The following is a 21,429-nucleotide window of genomic DNA, read 5'->3' as shown; positions in this document are numbered from 1 at the left end:
ACCCGAGGCGCCGGGTTCCGGCCGGGCTCGCGGCATTTCTTCTCCGAGGTTTGTCACCATGATGCGTAATGTTCTGATTGCCTCCCTGCTGGTTGCGGGCGTGGCGCTTTCCGGCTCCGTGCTGGCCCAGGCTGCTGCCCCGCAGGCCGCCGCCCCCGCGGCGCAGGCTGCCGTGGCAGCCAAGGCCGCCCCGGCGACCGAAGCTGCGCCGAAAGCCGCTGCGCACACGACGACGCACCACAAGACCCACAAGCATCACAAGAGCCACAAGAAGGCCGCCGCCACGCCGACCGCGGGCTGATCCCGCGCCGGCCTGGAAAGGTTCTGGCTGAGTGCCCCGCCGACTCAGGTCGGCGGGTTTTTTTGTGCCGGCAGCGCGGCAATGCACTTGAGCTCGATCGCGATCGGCGTGGGCAGGCTGTGGATGCCCAGCGTGGTGCGGCAGGCGTCGACGCCGGCGAAATATTCCGCGTAGAGGCGGTTGTAGGTCGCAAAGTCGCGCGCCATGTCGGTCAGGAACACGGTGACGTCGATGAGATCGGTCCACTGCGCACCGCTGGCTTCCAGCACGGCGCGTACGTTGGCGAACACCTGTCGGCATTGCGCCTCGATGTCGTAGTCGAGCAGACGGCCATCCGCGTCGTGGACGTTGCCGGGAATGGCATTGCTGCCCGGTTGACGCGGGCCGACGCCGGACAGGAACAGCAAATCTCCGACCCGCCGCGCGTGCGGATAGGCGCCCACCGGTTGCGGCGCGGCGTCGGTGCGGATACCCGCGCCGCTCATGCGCCGCCGGTCCAGCGGCGGGTCAGCTGGGCCACCGCCTGCTCATAGGCTTCGGGCAACTGTTCGCGGCCGCGCACGTCCAGCCCCAGGTCGTGCATGTGACCGTTGTCCAGGCCGTAGATCCACGCGTGCACGGCCAGTTGCTGACCACGCTCCCAGGCTTCACGCACCACCGTGGTGTGGCAGACGTTGAGCGCCTGTTCCAGCGCGTTCAACTCGCACAGGTGGGCGTGGCGCAGGGCGAACGACTGGTTCGGGTCGAGCTTGTCCGAGTGCTTCAGGGCAATGTCGGTGATGTGCCGCAGCCAGTTGTCGATCAGGCCGAGGCGGCTCTCCTTCAACACCGCGCCGACGCCGCCGCAGCCGTAGTGGCCGACGACCAGGATGTGCTTGACCTTGAGCACGTCGACCGCGAACTGGATCGTGCTGAGCGCGTTGAGGTCGGTGTGCACCACCACGTTGGCGACGTTGCGATGCACGAAGATCTCGCCCGGCGGCAGGTCGACGATCTGGGTGGCCGGAACGCGCGAATCCGAGCAGCCGATCCACAGATACTGCGGCGCCTGCTGCTGCGACAACTTCTCGAAAAAGGTCGGGTCCTGCGTGGTGACCTGATCGGCCCAGCGGCGGTTGTTGGCAAGCAGATCGTTCAGTGAGTTCATCAAGGTTCCAGGCGTTTCGGACGGGTGGCGCGGCGTATCAGGGGCTGGCACCGTACGCGATGCAGACGTTTTTCGGTTCGGTGAAGAAATGCAGCGCCTCGGCACCACCCTCGCGGCCGACGCCCGATTGCTTGGCGCCGCCGAACGGCGTGCGCAGGTCGCGCAGCAACCAGCAGTTGATCCACACGATGCCGAATTCGAGTTGCCCGGCCAGCCGGTGCGCGCGGGAAAGATCCTGCGTCCACAGCGACGCGGCCAGTCCGTAGTGGCTGTCGTTGGCGATCGCCAGCGCCTCGGCTTCGTCCTCGAACGGGATCAGCGCGACTACCGGGCCGAAGATTTCCTGCTGGTTGGTCTGCGCCGAAGAGGGCAGCCCTTCGATCACGGTCGGCGCGATGAACCAGCCGCCGGCGCAGCGGCCCGGCACGGCAACCGCCGCGCCGCCACACAGCACGCGTCCGCCCTCGGCGCGGGCCTGTGCGATGCAGCCGAGCACCTTGTCGTAGTGCGCCCGCGACACCATGGCGCCGAGGTCGCTGCGTGCGTCGTCCGGATCGCCCACGCGCAGCGCCTGCACGCGCGCAAGGTAGCGTTCGCGGAACGCGTCGTAGATGGAGCGCTGCACCAGCAAGCGCGAGCCGCACAGGCAGATCTCGCCCTGGTTGGCGAAGCCCGAGCGCACGATGGTGTCGAGGTTGGCGTCGGAAAGATCCGCATCGGCGAACACGATCGCCGGATTCTTTCCGCCCATCTCCAGCGAGACTTTCTTGAACGCCGGTGCCGCGACGGCAGCGATGGCCGCGCCAGTGCGCGTGGAGCCGGTGAACGACACCGCCTTGACCGCCGGATGCGCCACGATGGCCTCGCCGACCTGTGGCCCCAGCCCGTGCACGATGTTCAGCACGCCCGGCGGAAAGCCGGCCTCGATGCTCAGCTCGCCCAGCAGGGCTGCAGTGCACGGCGTGATCTCCGAGGGCTTTGCCACCACCGTGTTGCCGGCCGCCAGTGCCGGCGCGATCTTCCAGGCGAACAGGTACAGCGGCAGGTTCCACGGACTTATGCAACCGACCACGCCGAGCGGCTGGCGCAAGGTGTAGTTGATGGCGCCGGCGCCCGGCGTGCCCGTTTCCATCGCATGCGACTCGCTGCCCCAGCCGATGATCGCGGCGGCGAAGTAGCGCAGGTTGCTCACCGCGCGCGGGATGTCGAGGCGGCGCGCGAGGGCGAGCGGCTTGCCGCTGTCGCGCGATTCCAGCGCAGCGAACTCCTCCAGCCGCGCCTCGATCAGGTCGGCCAGGCGGTGCAGCAAGTGCGCCCGTTGCTCGATCGGCGTGGCCGCCCAGGCGGTTGCTGCGCGACTGGCGGCGGCGACGGCGGCCCCGACATCGGCGGCATCGGAATCCGGGCATTGGGTCAGCACGCCCGCCGTGGCGGGTTCGTGCACGTCGAGCCAGCTGTCGCGAATGGGCGCCCGCAGGCGGCCGTCGATCAGGTTGGCTAGGCGCGGAGTGGACATCCGCGTCATCTTAAGTCCAGCACGCGACAATTGCACCGAACGCGACCGTACGCAGGGCGCGCGACGCGCTGGATGGGCCGGGCTTCAGTCGGGCTGCTGGCGGGTCTGGTCGCTCAAAGCGAGCGCATGCGCCCACCGTCGACCGGCAGGCTCGTGCCGGTGATGTAGCTGGCCGCCGGGGAGGCGAGGAAGGCGACGGCGGCGGCGGTTTCCGCGGGATCGGCGAAGCGGCCCATCGGAATCTCCGCGGCCATCTCGCGCGCGACTTCTGTTTCGCTGCGCCCCGACTTCTGCGCCCGTACCCGCACGATCTGCTCGATCCGCGGCGTGTGGGTGGAGCCCGGCAGCACGTTGTTGACGGTGATGCCCAGCGGCGCCAGTTCGCCAGCCAGGGTCTTGGCCCAGCTCGCCACCGCGCCGCGGGTGGTGTTGGAGACGCCGATGCCGGAGAGCGGCTCCTTCACCGAGGTGGAGATGATGTTGACGATGCGGCCCCAGCCGGCGTCGCGCATGCCGGGGATCACGACCTGCGCCAGCGTGTGATTGGCCAGCAGGTGCTGGCCGAAGGCATCGAGGAATTGCGGCGGCGTGGCGTCGAGGATGCTGCCCGGCGGCGGTCCGCCGCTGTTGTTGACCAGGATGTGCACCGGCGCCGCCGCGACCAGGGCTTCGACCCGCTCGCGCAGGCTGCCGGTGTCGCTCGCATCGGCGACCAGCAGGTCGTGGTGCTGCGCGCCGTCGGTGCGCGGCAGGCTGCCGACCACCTCGGCCAGCACTTCGGCGCGACGCGCAAGCACGGTGACGTTGGCGCCGAGCAGGGCCAGCTCGATCGCGCAGGCACGGCCGATGCCCTGGGAAGCGCCGCAGACCAGCGCATGACGTCCACTCAGATCCAGTTGCATGGAGTTCTTCCTCGGTGAGGGGTCAGGAGGAGAGACGCGTGGCCAGCGCGCCCAGCCAGCACAGCCAGCCTAGCCATGGACCCAGTCGCCACAGGTGGCGCCAGCGGTCGATCGAGCGGTCGCCCAGCGCCGGCAGTGCCGGCGAGCGCAGCACCTGCTGCATCCGCGCCCAGCGGCGCCAGGCGGAGGGCCGCGCGTGGTCGGCTGCCGCGATGATTTGCCAGTGTTGCGGATAACGCCGTCGCAACAGCGTGGCCAATCGGTATTGCGCCACGAACGACAGCACAAACAGGCCCACCCCGGCGACCAGCAACGCCAGGTACAGCACGATCACGACGAACTGCCGCGTTTCCCGCTCCAGGGCAGCGGCAAGTCGTTCAGCAGGCCGTCGCCGTGGGGTGCTTCGCCGCACACCGCGTTGTCGATGGCTTTCTGGTAGACGGAGTTCATCATGCCGATCCACAGCGACCCGTCCGGCCCGTGCGGGATGCTGAAGCTGCCGCTGGAGTTCATCTTCAGGGTGGCCGCGGTGGTCGCGTTGGAGAGCGAGGCCGGCGACTGCTCCCAGTAGGTCTTGCCCGACTGCTGGTCAGCCGAGCTGTAGACCAGCAGGTAATGGGCCTTGTCGCTGTCGATCTTGAAACTGCCGAAGGCACCGCTGGTTTCGTCGCTCCAGCCCATGTGTTCGCACAGGCGGATGTCGTCGAAGCGGATCGGCTGGAAGCCGTCGTCGAGCAGCACGATGGTGGGCGCGAACAGGTAGCTGGCATGCAGCCAGCGTCCGTTCAATTCCGATTTCAGCGCCACCCGGTACGGCAGCTTCATGCCGGTGGGCAGGCGGAAGGCGAGGAAATAGCTCTTGGTGCCGTTGAGGTTGGCGACCATGCTGCCGCTGCCCAGGGTGAACTTCTGCGGCTGCCACGGCAGCAGGCTGCGGTAGGAGAAATCGGCAAAGCTGCTGCAGCAGGGCGTGGCCTGCTGCAGATGCAGTTGGGCGATCTTCAGCGGATCGCCGGGGTCCTCCGCGGGCGGCCGCAGGTTGGGCGGCAGCAACGCCTTGGCGGCATGGCAGCCGGTCAGCGCGAGGGCGGCGGTGAACACGGCGGCAAGGGCGGCGAAGCGGTACGACATGGGCGTCAGAACTCGGCGGTGCCGGCGGCACGCGGGTAGGGGATGGCGTCGCGGATGTTGGACAGGCCGCAGATGTAGACCAGCAGGCGCTCGAAGCCGAGGCCGAACCCGGCGTGCGGCACCGTGCCGTAGCGACGCAGGTCACGGTACCAGCCATAGCTGGCCGGATCGAGGCCGAACTGGATCATGCGGCGGTCCAGATGATCCAGCCGTTCCTCGCGCTGGCTGCCGCCGATGATCTCGCCGATGCCGGGCGCGAGTACGTCCATCGCGGCCACGGTCTTCTCGTCATCGTTCAAGCGCATGTAGAACGCCTTGATCGCCTCGGGGTAGTTCATCACGACCACGGGGCGGCCGACATGTTTCTCGGCGAGGTAGCGTTCGTGCTCGGTCTGCAGGTCGATGCCCCAAGCCACCGGGTATTCGAACTTCTCGCCGGACTTCTTCAGGATCTCGATCGCGTCGGTGTAGTCGATGCGCTCGAACGGCTTGGCGATGAATGCCTCCATCCGGCTGATCGCATCCGGTTGCACGCGTTCGGCGAAGAACGCCATGTCGTCGGGGCGTTCGTCCAGCACGGCCTTGAAGATCGCCTTGAGGAAGCCCTCGGCGCAGTCGGCATTGGCGGCCAGGTCGGCGAAGGCGATCTCCGGCTCGCACATCCAGAACTCGGCCAGGTGGCGCGCCGTGTTGGAATTCTCGGCGCGGAAAGTGGGACCGAAGGTGTACACCTTGCTCATCGCCAGGCAATAGGCCTCGACGTTGAGCTGGCCGGACACGGTGAGGAACGCCTCGCGGCCGAAAAAGTCCTTGCGGAAGTCGATCTTGCCGTCGGGCAGGCGCGGCAGGTTGGCCAGGTCCAGCGTGGACAGCCGGAACATGTCGCCGGCGCCTTCCGCATCCGACGTGGTGATGATCGGCGTGTTGATCCAGAAGAAGCCCTGCTCGGTGAGGTGGCGATGGATCGCCGTCATCATCGTGTGCCGCACGCGCGTCACCGCGCCGAACAGATTGGTGCGCGGGCGCAGGTGGGCGACCTCGCGCAGGAACTCCATCGAGTGCTGCTTGGGCTGGATAGGGTAGGTTTCCGGGTCGTCGACCAGGCCGGTGACGATCACCTCGCCGGCCTGGATCTCGAAACGCTGACCCTTGCCCTGCGAGGGCACCAGGGTGCCCGTGACGATCACGCCCGCGCCGGCGGTGAGGTGCTTCACCTCGCTCTCGTAATTGGCCAGGGTGGCCGGCACTACCGCCTGGATCGGGTCGAAGCAGGAGCCGTCGGTGACGTTGACGAAGGACAGGCCGGCCTTGGAATCGCGGCGCGTGCGCACCCAGCCGCGCACGGTCACCTGGCTGCCGGCATCGATGCTGCCCGACAACGCCTGCTTCACACTGACCACGGCCATGGATTGGAACTCCTGCTGCTTGCGCACCGGTCGGTGCGCTGGATGGTGGGCGCCCGCGCGGCGCGCGGAGCCAAACCCGCATGATAATGTAGGGCTTGCCCGGGTCGCGACACCTGCCGCCCATTTCACGAGATCGAATTCGCCTGCCATGAGCATCAGCATCACCCCCGCTGCCAACGAACGCATGCGCCACTTCCTCGCCTCGACGCCCGCGGCGGCAGGCGTGCGCTTCGGGGTCAAGCGCACCGGCTGTTCGGGGTTTGCCTACGTGGTCGACCTGGCCGAGTCGATGGACGAGGGTGACCGGCTGCTGGAGGTGGACGGCGTGCCGCTGATCGTCAGCGACAAGAGCCTGGCCCTGGTCGACGGCACCGTCATCGACTTCCAGCGCCACGGGCTCAACGCCAGCTTCGTGTTCCACAACCCGAACTCCACCGGCGAGTGCGGCTGCGGCGAGAGCTTCACCGTCAGCTGAGCGCCTCCGCCCGGCGCGCAGGCTTTTCAATGACTTGCGTGGCCGTTGTGCGTCATCGTACAATTCCGCTTCTGTCTGCACCCGAAAGGGCACGGGCGGGACACTTGCCTCACCGCACTGACGGGAGGCTGCCAGGCCGCTTTGGCCGCATCCACAAGGAGTCAACCCACGATGACCCTGCGTCATTACGAAGTCGTATTCATGGTCCATCCGGACCAGAGCGAGCAGGTTTCCGCCATGCTCGAGCGCTACAAGTCGCTGATCGAGGCCGACGGCGGCAAGATCCACCGCCTGGAAGACTGGGGCCGGCGCCAGCTGGCTTACCCGATCGTCAACCTGGCCAAGGCACACTACGTGCTGCTCAACATCGAAGTGAGCCAGAACGCGCTGAACGAGCTGGAGTCCGGCTTCCGTTTCAACGACGCCGTGCTGCGCCACCTGGTGATCCGTCGTGACGAGGCCGACATCGAGCCGTCCTTCATCCTGAAGTCGAAGGAAAAGGACGATGCCAAGTCCAGCCGTCGCCGCGACGACGACAACGATGGCGAGAGCCGTGGCCATGGCCACGCCGACAACGATCGCGACAGCGACGACTGATCAGGGAGCACCCACATGTCCAAGTTTTTCCGCCGCCGCAAGTTCTGCCGCTTCACTGCCGAAGACGTGAAGGAGATCGACTACAAGGATCTCAACACCCTGCGCCAGTACGTCACCGAGAACGGCAAGATCGTGCCCAGCCGCATCACCGGCACCAAGGCGCGCTACCAGCGCCAGCTGGCCACCGCGATCAAGCGCGCGCGCTTCCTCTCGCTGCTGCCGTATACCGACAACCACGACGTCTGATCTGCCATTTCTTCTCCCCTCCGGGGAGAAGATGCCCGCAGGGCAGATGAGGGGCGGGTACTCGCGACAAGCTTCATCGAAGTCTCTTCGACAGGCACCTTCGCAAGTCCGGCCCCTTACCCCAGCCCTCTCCCCCGATGGGGAGAGGGTGCAAGACTTCGGACAACCGTCCTCTGGCTGCGTCGGGCCACACCGGCGCTAACGAACAGGAAAGCATCATGGAACTCATTCTTCTGCAGAAAGTCCGCAATCTCGGCAACCTGGGTGACAAGGTCACCGTGAAGCCGGGTTACGGCCGCAACTACCTGCTGCCGCAGGGCAAGGCCGCGCGCGCCAATGCCGCCAACCTGGCCGCATTCGAGCAGCGTCGCGCCGAGTACGAGGCCAAGGCCAACTCCGTGCTGGCCGACGCCGAAGCGCGCAAGGCCAAGCTCGCCGACGTGGCGGTGACGATCCCGGCACATGCCAGTGCCGAGGGCAAGCTGTTCGGTTCGGTCGGCCCGCGCGACATCGCCGAGGCCCTGGCCGCCGAAGGTCACGCCGTCCACAAGGGCGAAGTGATCCTGGGCGAAGGCCCGCTGCGCACCACCGGCGAGTTCGAGGTTGCCGTGCACCTGCACGCCGACGTCCACACCACCGTCAAGGTGATCGTGGTCAGCGACAAGTAAGTTCCGGTCCATCGGAAACGTCCGGGCGCCGCGAGGCGCCCGTTTGTTTTTCGAGGGCCGGGAATGGGGAACAGGGCATCGGAAACGGCCTGGCCGCTGCCTTCGATTTACCACTCCCGATTCCCCATTCCCGGCTTTATCCCCAGCCATCCCCAACATATCCACAGAGTTGTTGTCTCGACGCGTGAGACGCGGCCGCGCATGATGTGTCGACATGTCCGCTCACCTGCGGTCGGCGCCTGCGGCGCCGGTGGCGGGGTCGTTCCCGAGGTAATCCGATGTCCTTCGTCCCAGAGCGCAAATCCTCCTCCGCGGCGATCGAGGCGTTGCGGGTGCCGCCGCATTCCATCGACGCGGAGCAGGCGGTGCTGGGCGGGTTGATGCTGGCCCCCGGCGCGCTGGACAACGTCGCCGACCGGCTGGCCGAGGACGATTTCTACCGCAAGGATCACCGGCTGATCTGGCGCGCGATCAACGAGCTGGCCAACAAGGGCATGCCGTGCGACGCGGTGACCCTGGGCGACTGGTTCGAGAGCAATGGCCTGGCCGAGATGGTCGGCGGGGCCAGCTACCTGATCGAGCTGGCCAACAGCACGCCCAGCGCGGCGAACATTGCCGCCTATGCCGAGATCGTGCGCGAGAAGTCGGTACTGCGCCAGCTGATCGACGCCGGCACCTCGATCACCGAGGACGGCTACCGGCCCGAAGGCAAGAGCGTGCACGAGGTGCTGGAAAGCGCCGAGCAGCGCGTGTTCCACATCGCCGAATCCGGCGCCCGCGGCAAGAAGGATTCCGTCTCGATGCGCGAGGCGGTGAAGGATGCCTTCAAGCTGCTCACCGAGCGCTACCAGAACCGCGGCCAGCTTACCGGCGTCAGCACCGGCTTCACCGACCTGGACGAGCTCACCTCCGGCCTGCAGCCGTCGGACCTGATCATCGTGGCCGCGCGCCCCTCGATGGGCAAGACGGCCTTCGCATTGAACATCGCCGAGACTGCGGCGCTGGGCAGCAAGAAGGCGGTGGTGGTGTTCTCGATGGAGATGTCCTCCTCGCAGCTTGCATTCCGCCTGATCTCCTCGGTGGGCCGCATCCACCAGCAGCATCTGCGCAACGGCACGCTGGAGGAGGAGGACTGGCCACGCGTCTCCAATGCCATCGCGCTGCTGTCCGACGCCAAGATCTTCATCGACGACACGCCCAGCCTGTCGCCGGTGGAGTTGCGTTCGCGCGCGCGAAGGCTGCATCGCGAGCACGGCGGTCTCGGCCTGATCGTGATCGACTACCTGCAGCTGATGCAGGTGCCCGGCAACACGGAGAATCGCGCCACCGAAATTTCAGAAATCTCGCGTTCACTGAAGGGGCTTGCCAAGGAGCTGAACGTGCCGGTGATCGCCCTGTCGCAGTTGAACCGCTCGCTGGAACAGCGCGCCGACAAGCGCCCGATGATGTCCGACCTGCGCGAGTCCGGCGCCATCGAACAGGACGCCGACGTGATCATGTTCATCTACCGCGACGAGTACTACAACAAGGAATCGCAGGACAAGGGCATCGCCGAAATCATCATCGGCAAGCAGCGCAACGGCCCCACCGACACCTGCAAACTGACCTTCCTCGGCCACTACACCAAGTTCGTGAACTACGCACCGGACTCGTTCGTGGGCGGGTTTGATTGAGGCGGGGAATGGGGAATCGGGAATCGGAAAGAACCGGCAGTCTTCGAAGCGCTTCTGAGGGTTTGCCGAATCTGGAACGCCAAGTCGTATCTCAAGGTCGCATGCTTTTCCCATTCCTTGTCTCCGATGTCCCATTGCCGGGCAGAGCCCCATGAGCCGCACCACCGTCGCCACCATCCATCTCGGTGCGCTGCGCCACAATCTGGCGCGGCTCAAGGCCATGGCGGCGCCGGCGAAGGTGATGGCGGTGGTCAAGGCCGATGCCTACGGGCATGGGCTGGAGCGGGTGGCGCGTGCGCTGGATGGCGAGGCCGAGTGCTTTGCGGTGGCGGCGTTGGGCGATGGCCTGCGCCTGCGCGCGGCGGGGCATCGGCAGCGCATCGTGGTGTTGTCCGGGCCGGACAAGCCGGGCGACCTCGCCGAGATGCAGCGGCTGCAGCTGGAAGCGACCATCCACCACGAGGCGCAGTTGCCATGGCTGGCCGCGATGGCGCCGGTGCGCGGGCGGCTGCGGGTGTGGCTGAAGGTCGACAGCGGCATGCACCGGCTGGGCTTCGCGCCCGGGCGTGTCGCGGCGGTGCATGCGCAGCTGGCCGCGATGGCCGGCGTCGATCCCGAGATAGGCCTGCTTACGCATTTTTCCGATTCGGAGGTGTTCGACGGCCCGCAGACGCCGGCGCAGATCGCCCGTTTCGCGGCGGTGACGGACTCGTTCGCCGGCCCGCGCTCGCTGTCCAATTCCGCCGCGGTGCTCGGCTGGCCCGACGCGCGCGGCGACTGGGTGCGCACCGGCGGATTGCTGTACGGCTTGTCGGTCGTCGAGGGCAGGCATGGTGGCGATTTCGGCTTCCGCCCGGCGATGACGCTGTCCACCCGGCTGATCGCGATCAACCGCATCGGCCGAGGCGAGCGCATCGGCTACAACGGCACCTGGACCTGTCCCGAGGACATGCCGGTCGGTGTGGCCGCGGTCGGCTACGGTGACGGCTACCCGCGCAGTGCCGCCGCCGGCACGCCGGTGCTCGTCGGCGATCGCCGCGTGGCATTGATCGGCCGGGTCTCGATGGACCTGATCACGCTCGACCTGCGCGGCGCACCCGACGCGACGATCGGCGACCGGGTGACGCTGTGGGGACCGCAGCTTCCGGTCGAAACGATCGCCGCCGCGGCCGGCACGATCTCCTACGACCTCACTTGCGGCATGACCCGCCGTGTGCTGTTCGTCGAGGACGAAGGCTGACATCGTTGCGCGCCGCGCGCGTCTCGCCGCCTGCGATGGTCGCGCACTAAACTCGTTGTCCTCTGTCGCTTCACTCGGGAAATCCGCATGGCCAAAGCCAGGACCGCCTACGTCTGCACCGAATGCGGCGCCGAGCACAGCAAGTGGCAGGGACAGTGCGTCGAGTGCGGGGTGTGGAACACGCTCAGCGCGATCGTGCTGGAGCCGGCCACGGCGGGCAAGGCGTCGGCAGGTGCACAGCGTTCCAGCTATGCCGGCGCCGCTGCGGGCGCGCCGAAGATCACGCCGCTTACCGAAGTGATGCTGACCGCCGACGCGCGCACGCTGACCGGCATCGGCGAGCTGGACCGCGTGCTGGGCGGCGGTCTGGTGCAGGGTTCGGTGGTGCTGATCGGCGGCGATCCGGGCATCGGCAAGTCGACCCTGCTGTTGCAGGTGCTTGGCACGCTGGGTCTGCAGCTGCCCAGCGTCTACGTCACCGGCGAGGAGTCGCTTTCGCAGGTGGCCGCGCGTGCGCAGCGCCTGGGCCTGGCGCTGGAGCCGCTGCAGGCGCTGGCCGAGACCTGCATCGAACGGATTCTCGAACAGGCCATGGCCACGCGGCCGAAGGTGCTGGTGATCGACTCGATCCAGACCATCTGGACGGAATTGCTGGCCGCCGCGCCCGGCTCGGTGTCGCAGGTGCGCGAATCGGCCGCCAAGCTCACTCGCTTCGCCAAGGAGACCGGCACGGCAGTGTTCCTGGTCGGCCACGTGACCAAGGAGGGCGGCATCGCCGGGCCGCGCGTGCTCGAGCACATGGTCGATGCGGTGCTGTATTTCGAGGGCGAATCGGGCAGCCGTTTTCGCGTGTTGCGCGCGTTCAAGAACCGCTTCGGCGCGGTCAACGAGCTGGGCGTGTTCGCGATGAGCGACAAGGGCCTGCGCGAGGTGCCGAATCCGTCGGCGATCTTCCTTTCCTCGCACAGCACTCCGACATCAGGCAGCGCGGTGATGGTGACCCGCGAGGGCACCCGCCCGTTGCTGGTCGAGGTGCAGGCGCTGGTGGACCAGTCCTCGCTGGGCAACCCGCGCCGGGTCACCCTGGGCCTGGAGCAGAACCGGCTCGCCATGCTGCTTGCCGTGCTGCACCGGCATGGCGGCGTGGCAGCGTACGACCAGGACGTGTTCGTCAACGTGGTCGGCGGTATCCGCGTGCAGGAAACCGCGGCCGATCTGCCGGTGCTGCTGGCGGTGCTGTCCAGCCTGCGCGATCGCCCGCTGCCGGAGCACATGGTCACCTTCGGCGAAGTGGGCCTGTCCGGCGAGATCCGTCCGGTGCCCAATGGCGAGGAGCGGCTCAAGGAAGCGGCCCATCACGGCTTCCGCCGCGCGATCGTGCCCAAGGCGAATGCGCCGAAGAAGGGCAGGGTCGGCGAGATGGAAGTGATCGGTGTGGAGCGGCTGGGAGAGGCGATCGACGCCTGCCGCTAGAACCGGTCGCGGGCGGATTCAGCCCATCGTGCGCTGCAGGATCACTTCCAGCACGAATTTCGAGCCGAAGAACGCCAGCCCCAGCACCGCCATGCCGATCAGGGTGAGGTTGACGGCGCTGCGCCCGCGCCAGCCATGGCGCCAGCGACCCCACAACAAGGCCCCGAAGATCAGCCATGCCACGACGCTGAGCACCGTGGTGTGCACGAGGTGTTGCGCACGGATATTGGCGATGAACAGGAAGCCGCTCAGCAAGGTCAGGGTGAGCAGCGCGAATCCGGCGCCGATCAGGCGAAACAGCAAGGCTTCGGTCTGAGTCAGCGGCGGCAGGGCGCGAACCAGCATGCCTGGCCGGCGCGCGCGCAGTGCGCGCTCCTGCACCGCCAGCAGCAGGGCGAGTACCGCCGCGATCGACAGCACGCTGTAGGCAAGCAGCGCGATCACCACGTGCAACTGGATCTGCCAGTCCATGGGCCTGGGCACGGTCGGCGGCGCCAGGAACACGTCCAGCGCCAGCAACAGTGCAGCCAGCGGAAACACGATCACGCCCAGCCCGGCGACCGGTCGCGACAGGTTCACCAGCAGGGTCAGCGCAGCCACCACGCAGGCCACCAGCGACAGCGCGGCGAAGAAGTGCAGGTCGAGCCGGCCGCCATGCGCTCCCAGCAGGACCGCTGCGTGCAGCAGGACCGCCACCGTTGCCGTCGCCAGGCCGAGCCGCCGCGGCGAGCGCGGACAACCCGTCAGCGGAGCAGCCAGCAAGGCGGCGCCGCCGGCGTAGAGGGCGATGGCGAGAATGGAAGGAAGAGTCAGCGGCATGACGGTGAAGTGTCGCACAGGGCCCGGCCGGGTTGCATGCGGGAGCCGATCGATCCGTCCGCTATAATCATCCTTTTCCTGTTCGCCGGTTTCGCCATGTTCGAGTCGCTCAGCCAACGCCTTGCCACCACCGTCAACCGACTGCGCGGTCGCGGCCGGCTGACCGACGAGAACATCCGCGAAGCGCTGCGCGAAGTGCGCATCGCGCTGCTGGAGGCGGATGTGGCCTTGCCGGTCGTGCAGGCGCTGATCCAGCGCATCAAGGTGCGCGCGGTCGGCCAGGAAGTGGCGCGCAGCCTGTCGCCCGGTCAGGCGCTGGTGAAGGTGGTCAGCGATGAGCTGACCATGGTGATGGGCATCGCCAACACCGAATTGAACCTGGCCCAGCAGCCGCCCGCGGTGGTGCTGATGGCTGGCCTGCAAGGCGCGGGCAAGACCACCACGGTCGCCAAGCTGGCGCGGCTGCTGACCGAGCGCAAGAAGAAGAAAGTGATGGTGGTCAGCTGCGATGTCTATCGTCCGGCCGCCATCGAGCAACTGCGCACGCTGGCCGGGCAGGTCGGGGTGAAGTTCTTCCCCTCCGAGGTGGGCCAGGACCCGGTGCGCATCGCCAGGGACGCCATCGCCGCCGCGCGGCGCGAGCTGGTCGACGTGCTGATCGTCGACACCGCCGGCCGCCTGCATGTGGACGAGGCGATGATGGCCGAGATCAAGGCCTTGCACGCCGCGATCACGCCGATCGAAACCCTGTTCGTGGTCGATTCGATGACCGGCCAGGATGCGGCCAACACGGCCAAGGCGTTCGACGAGGCGCTGCCGCTGACCGGCGTGATCCTGACCAAGAGCGACGGCGACGCCCGTGGTGGCGCGGCGCTGTCGGTGCGCTACGTTACCGGCAAGCCGATCAAGTTCCTCGGTGCCGGCGAGAAAACCGACGCGCTTGAACCATTCCATCCCGACCGCCTGGCCCAGCGCATCCTCGGCATGGGTGACGTGCTGAGCCTGGTCGAGGAGGTCGAGCGCAAGGTCGACCAGGACAAGGCGCAGAAGCTGGCCCAGAAGGTGATGAAGGGCAAGCGCTTCGACCTCAACGACATGAAGGATCAGCTGGAGCAGATGGGCAACATGGGCGGCCTGGCCGGCCTGCTGGACAAGCTGCCCGGCGTCTCCAGCCTGCCTGACAGCGTGAAGTCGAAGGTCAACGACGGCGAAATGAAGAAGATGATCGCGATCATCAACTCGATGACCGGCAAGGAGCGCCGCCACCCGGACCTGCTCAACGGCTCGCGCCGTGCCCGCGTGGCGCGGGGCTCCGGCACCCAGCCGGCCGACGTCAACCGGGTGCTCAAGCAGTACATGCAGATGGAAAAGATGATGTCCAAGCTGGGCAAGGGCGGCAGCAAGGGCCTGATGCGGCAGATGCGCGGCGCGATGAAGGGCATGGGTGGCATGGGCGGGCTGCCGCCGATGCGCTGAAAGCGAGAAATGAGCGGAGAGGAGCGAGAAACGAGAGTGGAGCGCCGAGCTGGCTTTCTCTCGTTTCCCACTCCTCTCCACTCACTCCTGCCTTCCCAAGCCTTCCCTTTTCCCGAAAATCCGCTAAAATGCCCCGTTTCCCGCGCACGACTCTCGTGCGCCTGCCGCTGATTCGGCAATTTCCGGAGTTTTACCATGGTCAAGATTCGTCTTTCGCGCGGTGGCGCAAAGGGCCGTCCGTTCTACCACGTCGTGGTGACCGATCAGCGCAGCAAGCGCGACGGCCGCAACATCGAGAACGTCGGCTTCTACAATCCGGTCGCCTCCGGCAAGGACAAGCGTCTGGAGCTGAACGTGGCGCGCGTGCAGGAGTGGGTCGGCAAGGGTGCGCAGATGAGCGACAAGGTCGCCGCCCTCGTCAAGGAAGCCGGCAAGCAGCAGCCGGCCGCCTGAGCATGACGACAGCCGGTCGGCGCGTCCTGATCGGGCGCATCGTCGGGCTGTATGGCGTGCAGGGCTGGCTGAAGATCGAATCCTTCGCCGAGCCGCGCATGCGGATCTTCGATTACCAGCCGTGGCTGCTCGGTGCAGCGCCAGGCACGGAAAGAGAGGTCTCCGGCGTGAAAGGTCGACCGCAGGGCAAGGGCATGGTGGCCCAGTTGCCCGGGGTGGACGATCGGGACCAGGCGGCAGCGTTGATCGGTACCGACATCCATGTCGCCCGCGAACAGCTGCCTCCCCCGGCGAAGGGCGAGTATTACTGGGTCGACCTCGAAGGACTCGATGTCGTCACCACGGACAACGTGGAGCTGGGGCGGGTCAGCCACCTGTTCGCCACCGGCGCCAACGATGTCGTGGTGGTCAGGGACGGTACGCGCGAGCGGCTGATCCCCTTTGTCCAAGGGTCGTATGTGCGTTCGGTGGACTTGTCCGCAGGGCGCATGGTGGTGGACTGGGATCCCGAATTCTGACGTCGCCGGCTTGTGGGCAGAGGATCAAGGGTCATGCGCATCGATGTCGTCAGCCTGTTTCCCGACTTCGTGCGCCAGTGCGCCGCCGTCGGTGTGGTGGGACGCGCGCAGCAACGCGAGCTGCTGCAGGTGGAAGCCTGGAACCCGCGCGACTACGCCACCGACAAGCATCGCAGCGTGGACAGCAGCTCGTATGGCGGCGGTCCGGGCATGGTGATGATGATCGAGCCCTTGCGCACCACCTTGAAGGCGATGCGCGAGGCGGCACCGGAACCGGTGCATCTGGTATATCTCAGTCCGCAGGGAGCGCGGCTGACGCAGGGCAGGGTGGAGGCGCTGGCGAAGCTGCCGCGCATCGGCCTGCTCTGCGGACGTTACGAAGGTGTGGACGAGCGCCTGCTGGCGCACGAGGTCGACGAGGAGCTCTCCATCGGCGATTATGTGCTGTCCGGCGGTGAGCTTGCCGCGGCGGTGGTCATCGACGCGGTGGGGCGCTTGCAGGATGGCGCGTTGAACGACGCGCAGTCGGCCGAGCAGGATTCATTCTCCGATGGCCTGCTGGATTGTCCGCATTACGGAAAACCGGTGCAGGATGCGCTGGGTGAGGTACCGGCGGTGTTGCTGTCCGGCGACCATGCGGCAATTGCCCGCTGGCGCCTCAAGCAATCGTTGGGTCGCACCTGGCTGCGCCGCCCGGACTTGTTGTCGCAGCGTGGCCTGGATGCGGCATCCCGGGCCTTGCTGGATGAATTTCGCCGTGAACATGCCTCCGGGCAGTCGACACGGCAAGACGATGCGGTCGAGTGACGGCCGCAGCCTTGATATCGCAAAAGTGAACCGACAGGTGCGCCATGAACAAGATCATTGAACAGTTCGAATCCGAGCAGATCACCCGCCAGCTGCCGGACTTCGGCCCCGGCGACACCGTGGTGGTCAACGTGAAGGTGAAGGAAGGCAACCGCGAGCGCGTGCAGGCGTTCGAGGGCATCGTCATCGCCAAGCGCAACCGCGGCCTGCATTCGGCCTTCACCGTGCGCAAGATCTCGCACGGCACCGGCGTGGAGCGCGTGTTCCAGGCGCACAGCCCGACCATCGACTCGGTCTCGGTGAAGCGCAAGGGCAAGGTGCGCGGCGCCAAGCTGTATTACCTGCGTGGCCTGGAAGGCAAGGCCGCCCGCATCAAGGAAGACATCGCCGCCGCTGCCGCCGCCAAGGCGAACGCCAAGGCGGCTGCCGCTGCCGAGTAATCCTCGCTGCGAAGGCTGCATGAAAAGACCCCCGCGGATCGCTCCCCGGGGGTTTTTGCTGTTTGATTCCGGCCATTCTGCGAATACCGCCTGATGTTCCTGCGATCGGATCCCGAACCCCGGGTCCCGAGGCAGCATTCATTCCAGCCGCTGCGGCACCTGCAGGAAGTTGCCCTGCACGAAGTCGACGCCGCAGGCGAACAGCAGCGACGTGCTGGTGGCGTCCTCGACCCACTCGGCGATGGTCAGGCGCTTCAGTTCGTGTGCCTGCTGGCAGATCTCGGCGACCTTCTTCTGGCTGTCGGCATGCTGCGGCAGGTCGGCCATGTGGCTGCGGTCGATCTTGAGGTAGTCGGCGTCGATGTGGTTCAGCAGCTGGAACGAGTTCAGGCCCGAGCCGAACTGCTCCAGCGCAAAGCCGCCACCCATCTTCTTCCACGCGTTGACGAACTCCTGCGCGGGTCGCAGCAGGGTCATCACCTTGCTTTCGGTCATCTCCAGCACCAGGCGACCGTGTTTCAGCCCGGCCTTGCCCAGGCGCTCCTTCAGCCATGGCAACAGGCTGTCGTCCTGCAGCGAGGCGGCGGTAAGCTTGATGAAGAACGTGGTCGGCTGTCCCTGCGGCTCGCGCGCCTGCAGGATGCGGATGGCCTGGTCGAGCACCCAGCGGTCGACCGCCCCGGTGAGGTTGTGCTTCTCGGCGATCGGCATGAAGAAGCCCGGCAGCACCTCGCCCTGCGGTCCGTTCATGCGCAGCAGGATCTCGGAGAACTCGCCCTCGGCGTCCTGCAGGCTGATCGTCTGCTGGTGATACAGCACCAGGCCGTTGTTGGCCAGCGCCTGCTGCAGCAGGTCCAGCCAGTAGCGCTCGCGCTCCTCGTCGGCCTTCTCCCGCGCCGCCGGGTCGTGCAGTTCGACCTGGCTGCCGCCCAGGTTCTGCGCGGTGCGCAAGGCGTGGCTGGCCTGGTTGAGGAGCAGCTCGCTGTTGGCGTTCTTCTCGCCGAGCAGACTGCCGCCGACGCTGGCGGTGACCGTCAGCGAACGTGTGCCGGCATCGAAGATCTCGCTGCCGACGCTGTGCTGCAGCTTGGCGATCCATTCGCGGATCGCCTCGTCCGAACGCGAGTCGAGGGCCACGCCGAAAGTGTGCTCGGCGAGCATGCCGGCGATGTCGGTGGCGCCCAGCAGCATGCGGATGCGCCCGGCGAAGCCGGCCAGCAGTTCATCGGTCTTGCCCAGGCCGATGCCGCTGACCAGCGAGGCCCAGTTGTCCGGTTCGATCAGCAGCAGCGACTGGCCCTTCTTGCCCTTGGCTGCCTCGGTCACCGCATCGTCGATGCATGCCAGCATGTGCTGGCGGTTGTACAGGCCGGTGACCGGGTCGCGTTGCAGCTGTTCCAGCACGGCCGGGTCGACGACCTGGCGGCGGAACACGATCTGCAGGCAGCGCTCGCCCTCGAAGGTCGCCGGGGCGAACTCCACGGTGGCATCAAAGCGGCTGTCGTCGGCGCGACGCGCGCGCAACGGCAACTGGGCCGGGAACTTGCCCTGGTGGGCCTGGCCGCGCAGCAGCGCCTTCATCTCATCGGCATTGGCCGAGTCGATCATGTCCAGCAGCGGCATGCCCAACAGGTCGTCGAAACTCTCGTAGCCGAAGGTGTCCAGGTAGGCCTGGTTGGCGCGCACGTGCATGCCCTCGTGCACGTAGGCGATCGCGTCCGTGGAGGAGTCGAGCAGGGCGTCGCAGCGGCGCTCGGTTTCGCGCAGCGCGGTGTGCAGCCAGCGCACCTGGCGGCGCGTGTGCAGGGATTCGAATTCGCGCTTCAGCACCGCGATGAGCTGCTTGGGGTGGGTGCGCGAGGCCACGCCGCGGGCGCCATGCACGAACAGGTCGGCGACCAGTTCGTTGTCCATGTTGCTGACCAGGCCGACCAGCGCGAAATCGCGGCCGGAGGCCTCCATCACGCCCATGGTTTCGTCCAGGCTGACGTCGGTGACCGAGGGGTCGAACATCACCACGTCAGGCTCAAGCTCGCCCACCGCCGAGCGGATCTGCTCGATGTTGGTGGCCCGCGCCGGTCGCACCGCGATGCCGCTGTTGCGCATCAGGCTGATGATCTGTTCGGCCTCCTCCAGGGAGTTCTCGACGAACAGGATCTTGATGACGAAGTCTTTTTTCATGGGGCGGGGCGTGGGTTCCGGGCAGGGCGGGCGCCCTTGACGGGTCCGCATGGTCGATGGCAATGAGTGTTTGTAGCGGATTCCGCTGTCGCTCGCCACCGGTGCGGCAGCCCCGGACCTGGCCGGTGGCGGCTCACAGCGGCCGCTTGGCCGGGTCGCCCGCCACCTCGCGTACCAGTCGCGGCACCAGGTAGCCGGGCAGGCGCGCGCGCAGGGTGTCCAGCAGCGCGAGCGCGGTGTCGTCGGCCACCTCGAAATGGGCGGTGCCGTGGACCCGATCCAGCTGGTGCAGGTAATAGGGCAGCACGCCGGCGGCGAACAGGCGTTCGGAAAGGTTGGCAAGCGCGTCGGCATCATCGTTGACGCCGCGCAGCAGCACCGACTGGTTCAGCAGCGTCGCACCGGTCTCGCGCAAGGCGGCGCAGGCCGCGTCGACGCCGGCGTCGAGTTCGTTGGCATGGTTGGCATGCAGCACCACCACCTTCTGCAGCGGGAGGCCGGCCAGCCAGGCCAGCAGGGAGTCATCGACCCGCTCGGGCAGTACGACCGGCAGGCGCGTGTGGATGCGCAGGCGGATCACCTGCGGCAGCTCGGCCAGGCCGCGGGTCAGCTCCTCCAGCTTGGACGTGGCCAGCGACAGCGGATCGCCGCCGGAGAGGATCAGTTCGCGGATCGACGGGTCGGCGCGCAGCCGCTCCAGCGCCTCGCGCCAGTGCGAGGCGGCGGCGATTTCCTCGCCGTACGGGAAGTGCCGGCGGAAGCAGTAGCGGCAGTTCACCGCACAGCTGCCGCTGGCGATCAGCAGCGCGCGCCCGTCGTACTTGTGCAGCATGCCGTGGCCGGCCTTGGCCGAGAGGTCGCCCACGGCGTCGAGGGTGAAGCCGGCGACCCGGTCATGTTCGGTGCGCTGGGGCAGCACCTGCAGCAGCAGCGGATCGCGCGGATCGCCGCGCCGCATCCGCGCGACGAAACCGCGCGGCACGCGCAGGGCGAAGCCGGCGTCGTCCGGCGGCAGCAGGTCGGTGCGGTCGCCCAGGCCCACCGCCTGCAGCAGTTCGGCAGGGTCGGTGATGGCGTTGCGCCAGAGCTCGCGCCAGTCGGTTGCAGGCGACGATAGGCGGGCACTGGGGCTTGCGGTTATCATGGAGAGCCTTCGGCGGGCCTCTTGGCCCGTGAAAAGATACCCATTTTAGCCGTCCTGCGGGGCGGTTTTACCTTTGGAGCAGACAGCGCATGGCGACCCTCGGCCTCAACGACGTCAAGACGGGCAAGAAGATCCTCCACAACGGCGATCCCTGGATCATCACCGAGGCCGACTTCATCAAGCCGGGCAAGGGCCAGGCGTTCACCCGCATCCGCATCCGCAACCTGAAGGACGGCCGCACCACCGAGCAGACGCTGAAGTCCAGCGACTCGTTCGAGGAGGCCGACGTCACCGACACCGACATGCAGCTGTCCTTCATCGACGGCATCGGCAAGGACCGCCTGTGGCACTTTATGAACATGGAGACGTTCGAGATGGTGCCGGCCACGCAGGCCGCGATGGGCGATGCGTGGAAGTGGCTCAAGGGCGAAGAGGAGTGCGTGGTCACCCTGTTCAACGGCAACATCGTGGCGGTGCAGGCGCCGAAGTTCGTCGAGCTGAAGATCGTCGAGACTGACCCGGGCGTGCGCGGCGACACCTCCGGCGGCGGTGGCAAGCCGGCCACGCTGGAGACCGGTGCGGTGGTGCGCGTGCCGCTGTTCGTCGGCCAGGATGAAGTCATCAAGGTCGACACCCGCACCGGCGAATACGACAGCCGCGTCAAGTGACGAAGCGGCGCGCGGGCCATGCCCGCGCCTTTGCCGGTTCGTCATCCCTGCGCAGGCAGGGTCCAGTGAAACACTCGTGCGCAGCACGCCTCATCCTGCGCACAAGCAACCGCAGCAACATGGGATCCGGGCTTTGGCCGGGATGACG

General features: G+C 67.1%; 24 protein-coding genes. 14 read left to right on the top strand and 10 right to left on the bottom strand.

Going from position 1 to position 21,429, the window contains the following annotated elements:
* Positions 1 to 58 precede the first annotated feature (58 nt).
* On the top strand, positions 59 to 301 hold the full coding sequence (locus tag ACVCMB_RS05110) for a hypothetical protein (protein ID WP_447106319.1): 243 nt from the start codon (positions 59 to 61) through the stop codon (positions 299 to 301).
* Positions 302 to 345: 44 nt separating this feature from the next.
* On the opposite strand, the gene ACVCMB_RS05105 is transcribed toward ACVCMB_RS05110, so the two are convergent.
* The 7 genes from ACVCMB_RS05105 to asnS all read right to left on the bottom strand — a co-directional run bounded on the left by ACVCMB_RS05105 (position 346) and on the right by asnS (position 6,403).
* A complete protein-coding gene (locus ACVCMB_RS05105) occupies positions 346 to 786 on the bottom strand; it encodes a RidA family protein (protein ID WP_395119223.1) in 441 nt (146 codons plus the stop codon).
* Positions 783 to 1,448, bottom strand: coding sequence for a carbonate dehydratase (can, locus tag ACVCMB_RS05100; RefSeq protein WP_395119221.1), 666 nt, complete (start codon positions 1,446 to 1,448; stop codon positions 783 to 785). The genes ACVCMB_RS05105 and can overlap by 4 nt, the downstream gene beginning before the upstream one ends.
* A gap of 37 nt (positions 1,449 to 1,485) precedes the next feature.
* Positions 1,486 to 2,964 carry an aldehyde dehydrogenase gene (locus tag ACVCMB_RS05095; RefSeq protein ID WP_447106318.1) on the bottom strand — a complete coding sequence of 493 codons (1,479 nt, stop codon included), beginning with the start codon at positions 2,962 to 2,964 and terminating at the stop codon, positions 1,486 to 1,488.
* Between the two features lie 113 nt (positions 2,965 to 3,077).
* Positions 3,078 to 3,866: an SDR family oxidoreductase gene (locus ACVCMB_RS05090; protein ID WP_447106317.1), complete on the bottom strand. Its 789-nt coding sequence runs from the start codon at positions 3,864 to 3,866 to the stop codon at positions 3,078 to 3,080.
* Between the two features lie 22 nt (positions 3,867 to 3,888).
* A complete protein-coding gene (locus tag ACVCMB_RS05085) occupies positions 3,889 to 4,200 on the bottom strand; it encodes a hypothetical protein (protein WP_395119215.1) in 312 nt (103 codons plus the stop codon).
* Complete coding sequence (locus ACVCMB_RS05080; RefSeq protein WP_447106316.1) at positions 4,197 to 4,997, bottom strand: hypothetical protein; 801 nt, start codon at positions 4,995 to 4,997, stop codon at positions 4,197 to 4,199. The genes ACVCMB_RS05085 and ACVCMB_RS05080 overlap by 4 nt, the downstream gene beginning before the upstream one ends.
* 5 nt (positions 4,998 to 5,002) lie before the next feature.
* Positions 5,003 to 6,403, bottom strand: coding sequence for an asparagine--tRNA ligase (asnS, locus tag ACVCMB_RS05075; protein ID WP_395119211.1), 1,401 nt, complete (start codon positions 6,401 to 6,403; stop codon positions 5,003 to 5,005).
* Between the two features lie 148 nt (positions 6,404 to 6,551).
* On the opposite strand from asnS, the gene ACVCMB_RS05070 reads away from it, so the two are divergent.
* The 7 genes from ACVCMB_RS05070 (at position 6,552) to radA (ending at position 12,775) form a co-directional block, all read left to right on the top strand.
* Positions 6,552 to 6,878, top strand: a complete 327-nt coding sequence (locus ACVCMB_RS05070; RefSeq protein ID WP_136258380.1) for a HesB/IscA family protein — start codon at positions 6,552 to 6,554, stop codon at positions 6,876 to 6,878.
* Between the two features lie 171 nt (positions 6,879 to 7,049).
* Positions 7,050 to 7,475 (top strand): 30S ribosomal protein S6, encoded by a 426-nt coding sequence (gene rpsF / locus ACVCMB_RS05065; RefSeq protein ID WP_447106315.1) that lies wholly within the window; start codon positions 7,050 to 7,052, stop codon positions 7,473 to 7,475.
* Between the two features lie 15 nt (positions 7,476 to 7,490).
* Positions 7,491 to 7,721: a 30S ribosomal protein S18 gene (gene rpsR / locus ACVCMB_RS05060; protein ID WP_007081973.1), complete on the top strand. Its 231-nt coding sequence runs from the start codon at positions 7,491 to 7,493 to the stop codon at positions 7,719 to 7,721.
* Between the two features lie 218 nt (positions 7,722 to 7,939).
* Positions 7,940 to 8,389, top strand: a complete 450-nt coding sequence (gene rplI / locus ACVCMB_RS05055; protein ID WP_395119205.1) for a 50S ribosomal protein L9 — start codon at positions 7,940 to 7,942, stop codon at positions 8,387 to 8,389.
* 278 nt (positions 8,390 to 8,667) lie between these two features.
* Entirely contained in the window at positions 8,668 to 10,062 is a 1,395-nt protein-coding gene (locus tag ACVCMB_RS05050; RefSeq protein ID WP_447106314.1) for a replicative DNA helicase, read from the top strand.
* A 151-nt stretch (positions 10,063 to 10,213) separates the two neighbouring features.
* Complete coding sequence (gene alr / locus ACVCMB_RS05045) at positions 10,214 to 11,302, top strand: alanine racemase (protein WP_447106313.1); 1,089 nt, start codon at positions 10,214 to 10,216, stop codon at positions 11,300 to 11,302.
* A gap of 87 nt (positions 11,303 to 11,389) precedes the next feature.
* Complete coding sequence (radA, locus tag ACVCMB_RS05040) at positions 11,390 to 12,775, top strand: DNA repair protein RadA (RefSeq protein WP_395119199.1); 1,386 nt, start codon at positions 11,390 to 11,392, stop codon at positions 12,773 to 12,775.
* 18 nt (positions 12,776 to 12,793) lie between these two features.
* On the opposite strand, the gene ACVCMB_RS05035 is transcribed toward radA, so the two are convergent.
* Complete coding sequence (locus ACVCMB_RS05035) at positions 12,794 to 13,594, bottom strand: cytochrome C assembly family protein (protein ID WP_395119197.1); 801 nt, start codon at positions 13,592 to 13,594, stop codon at positions 12,794 to 12,796.
* A 96-nt stretch (positions 13,595 to 13,690) separates the two neighbouring features.
* Between ACVCMB_RS05035 and ffh the strand changes: the two genes are divergently transcribed.
* The 5 genes from ffh (at position 13,691) to rplS (ending at position 17,288) form a co-directional block, all read left to right on the top strand.
* Complete coding sequence (gene ffh / locus ACVCMB_RS05030) at positions 13,691 to 15,070, top strand: signal recognition particle protein (protein WP_395121407.1); 1,380 nt, start codon at positions 13,691 to 13,693, stop codon at positions 15,068 to 15,070.
* 195 nt (positions 15,071 to 15,265) lie between these two features.
* Positions 15,266 to 15,523, top strand: a complete 258-nt coding sequence (gene rpsP, locus ACVCMB_RS05025) for a 30S ribosomal protein S16 (RefSeq protein ID WP_395119195.1) — start codon at positions 15,266 to 15,268, stop codon at positions 15,521 to 15,523.
* Positions 15,524 to 15,525: 2 nt separating this feature from the next.
* The gene (rimM, locus tag ACVCMB_RS05020) at positions 15,526 to 16,041 is read left to right on the top strand and encodes a ribosome maturation factor RimM (RefSeq protein ID WP_447098636.1); all 516 of its coding nucleotides are present in this window, start codon (positions 15,526 to 15,528) and stop codon (positions 16,039 to 16,041) included.
* Between the two features lie 33 nt (positions 16,042 to 16,074).
* On the top strand, positions 16,075 to 16,848 hold the full coding sequence (gene trmD, locus ACVCMB_RS05015; RefSeq protein ID WP_447106312.1) for a tRNA (guanosine(37)-N1)-methyltransferase TrmD: 774 nt from the start codon (positions 16,075 to 16,077) through the stop codon (positions 16,846 to 16,848).
* A gap of 44 nt (positions 16,849 to 16,892) precedes the next feature.
* Positions 16,893 to 17,288: a 50S ribosomal protein L19 gene (gene rplS, locus ACVCMB_RS05010; RefSeq protein WP_395119188.1), complete on the top strand. Its 396-nt coding sequence runs from the start codon at positions 16,893 to 16,895 to the stop codon at positions 17,286 to 17,288.
* Positions 17,289 to 17,426: 138 nt separating this feature from the next.
* Here the strand turns inward: rplS and ACVCMB_RS05005 are convergent, their stop codons facing one another.
* The gene (locus tag ACVCMB_RS05005; protein WP_395119186.1) at positions 17,427 to 19,469 is read right to left on the bottom strand and encodes an EAL domain-containing protein; all 2,043 of its coding nucleotides are present in this window, start codon (positions 19,467 to 19,469) and stop codon (positions 17,427 to 17,429) included.
* Between the two features lie 133 nt (positions 19,470 to 19,602).
* Positions 19,603 to 20,613 carry an EF-P beta-lysylation protein EpmB gene (gene epmB, locus ACVCMB_RS05000; RefSeq protein WP_395119184.1) on the bottom strand — a complete coding sequence of 337 codons (1,011 nt, stop codon included), beginning with the start codon at positions 20,611 to 20,613 and terminating at the stop codon, positions 19,603 to 19,605.
* A gap of 89 nt (positions 20,614 to 20,702) precedes the next feature.
* On the opposite strand from epmB, the gene efp reads away from it, so the two are divergent.
* Complete coding sequence (gene efp, locus ACVCMB_RS04995; RefSeq protein WP_136258394.1) at positions 20,703 to 21,281, top strand: elongation factor P; 579 nt, start codon at positions 20,703 to 20,705, stop codon at positions 21,279 to 21,281.
* Positions 21,282 to 21,429: the final 148 nt, after the last annotated feature.

The organism is Rhodanobacter sp. UC4443_H10, from assembly GCF_052978325.1.
The sequence above is the reverse complement of the archived record's forward strand: the minus strand, read 5'-3'. Positions and strand labels throughout refer to the sequence as shown.

Excerpts from the sequence above, each read along its gene's own strand:
- ACVCMB_RS05080 (WP_447106316.1), bottom strand. The coding sequence starts at position 4,997 with ATGTCGTACCGCTTCGCCGCCCTTGCCGCCGTGTTCACCGCCGCCCTC.
- ACVCMB_RS05070 (WP_136258380.1), top strand. The coding sequence starts at position 6,552 with ATGAGCATCAGCATCACCCCCGCTGCCAACGAACGCATGCGCCACTTC.
- ACVCMB_RS05035 (WP_395119197.1), bottom strand. The coding sequence starts at position 13,594 with ATGCCGCTGACTCTTCCTTCCATTCTCGCCATCGCCCTCTACGCCGGC.
- efp (WP_136258394.1), top strand. The coding sequence starts at position 20,703 with ATGGCGACCCTCGGCCTCAACGACGTCAAGACGGGCAAGAAGATCCTC.
- ACVCMB_RS05110 (WP_447106319.1), top strand. The coding sequence starts at position 59 with ATGATGCGTAATGTTCTGATTGCCTCCCTGCTGGTTGCGGGCGTGGCG.
- rplS (WP_395119188.1), top strand. The coding sequence starts at position 16,893 with ATGAACAAGATCATTGAACAGTTCGAATCCGAGCAGATCACCCGCCAG.
- rpsF (WP_447106315.1), top strand. The coding sequence starts at position 7,050 with ATGACCCTGCGTCATTACGAAGTCGTATTCATGGTCCATCCGGACCAG.
- rplI (WP_395119205.1), top strand. The coding sequence starts at position 7,940 with ATGGAACTCATTCTTCTGCAGAAAGTCCGCAATCTCGGCAACCTGGGT.
- ACVCMB_RS05105 (WP_395119223.1), bottom strand. The coding sequence starts at position 786 with ATGAGCGGCGCGGGTATCCGCACCGACGCCGCGCCGCAACCGGTGGGC.
- rpsP (WP_395119195.1), top strand. The coding sequence starts at position 15,266 with ATGGTCAAGATTCGTCTTTCGCGCGGTGGCGCAAAGGGCCGTCCGTTC.
- ACVCMB_RS05090 (WP_447106317.1), bottom strand. The coding sequence starts at position 3,866 with ATGCAACTGGATCTGAGTGGACGTCATGCGCTGGTCTGCGGCGCTTCC.
- radA (WP_395119199.1), top strand. The coding sequence starts at position 11,390 with ATGGCCAAAGCCAGGACCGCCTACGTCTGCACCGAATGCGGCGCCGAG.
- alr (WP_447106313.1), top strand. The coding sequence starts at position 10,214 with ATGAGCCGCACCACCGTCGCCACCATCCATCTCGGTGCGCTGCGCCAC.
- ACVCMB_RS05050 (WP_447106314.1), top strand. The coding sequence starts at position 8,668 with ATGTCCTTCGTCCCAGAGCGCAAATCCTCCTCCGCGGCGATCGAGGCG.
- can (WP_395119221.1), bottom strand. The coding sequence starts at position 1,448 with ATGAACTCACTGAACGATCTGCTTGCCAACAACCGCCGCTGGGCCGAT.
- trmD (WP_447106312.1), top strand. The coding sequence starts at position 16,075 with ATGCGCATCGATGTCGTCAGCCTGTTTCCCGACTTCGTGCGCCAGTGC.
- ffh (WP_395121407.1), top strand. The coding sequence starts at position 13,691 with ATGTTCGAGTCGCTCAGCCAACGCCTTGCCACCACCGTCAACCGACTG.
- ACVCMB_RS05005 (WP_395119186.1), bottom strand. The coding sequence starts at position 19,469 with ATGAAAAAAGACTTCGTCATCAAGATCCTGTTCGTCGAGAACTCCCTG.
- rpsR (WP_007081973.1), top strand. The coding sequence starts at position 7,491 with ATGTCCAAGTTTTTCCGCCGCCGCAAGTTCTGCCGCTTCACTGCCGAA.
- rimM (WP_447098636.1), top strand. The coding sequence starts at position 15,526 with ATGACGACAGCCGGTCGGCGCGTCCTGATCGGGCGCATCGTCGGGCTG.
- epmB (WP_395119184.1), bottom strand. The coding sequence starts at position 20,613 with ATGATAACCGCAAGCCCCAGTGCCCGCCTATCGTCGCCTGCAACCGAC.
- ACVCMB_RS05095 (WP_447106318.1), bottom strand. The coding sequence starts at position 2,964 with ATGTCCACTCCGCGCCTAGCCAACCTGATCGACGGCCGCCTGCGGGCG.
- asnS (WP_395119211.1), bottom strand. The coding sequence starts at position 6,403 with ATGGCCGTGGTCAGTGTGAAGCAGGCGTTGTCGGGCAGCATCGATGCC.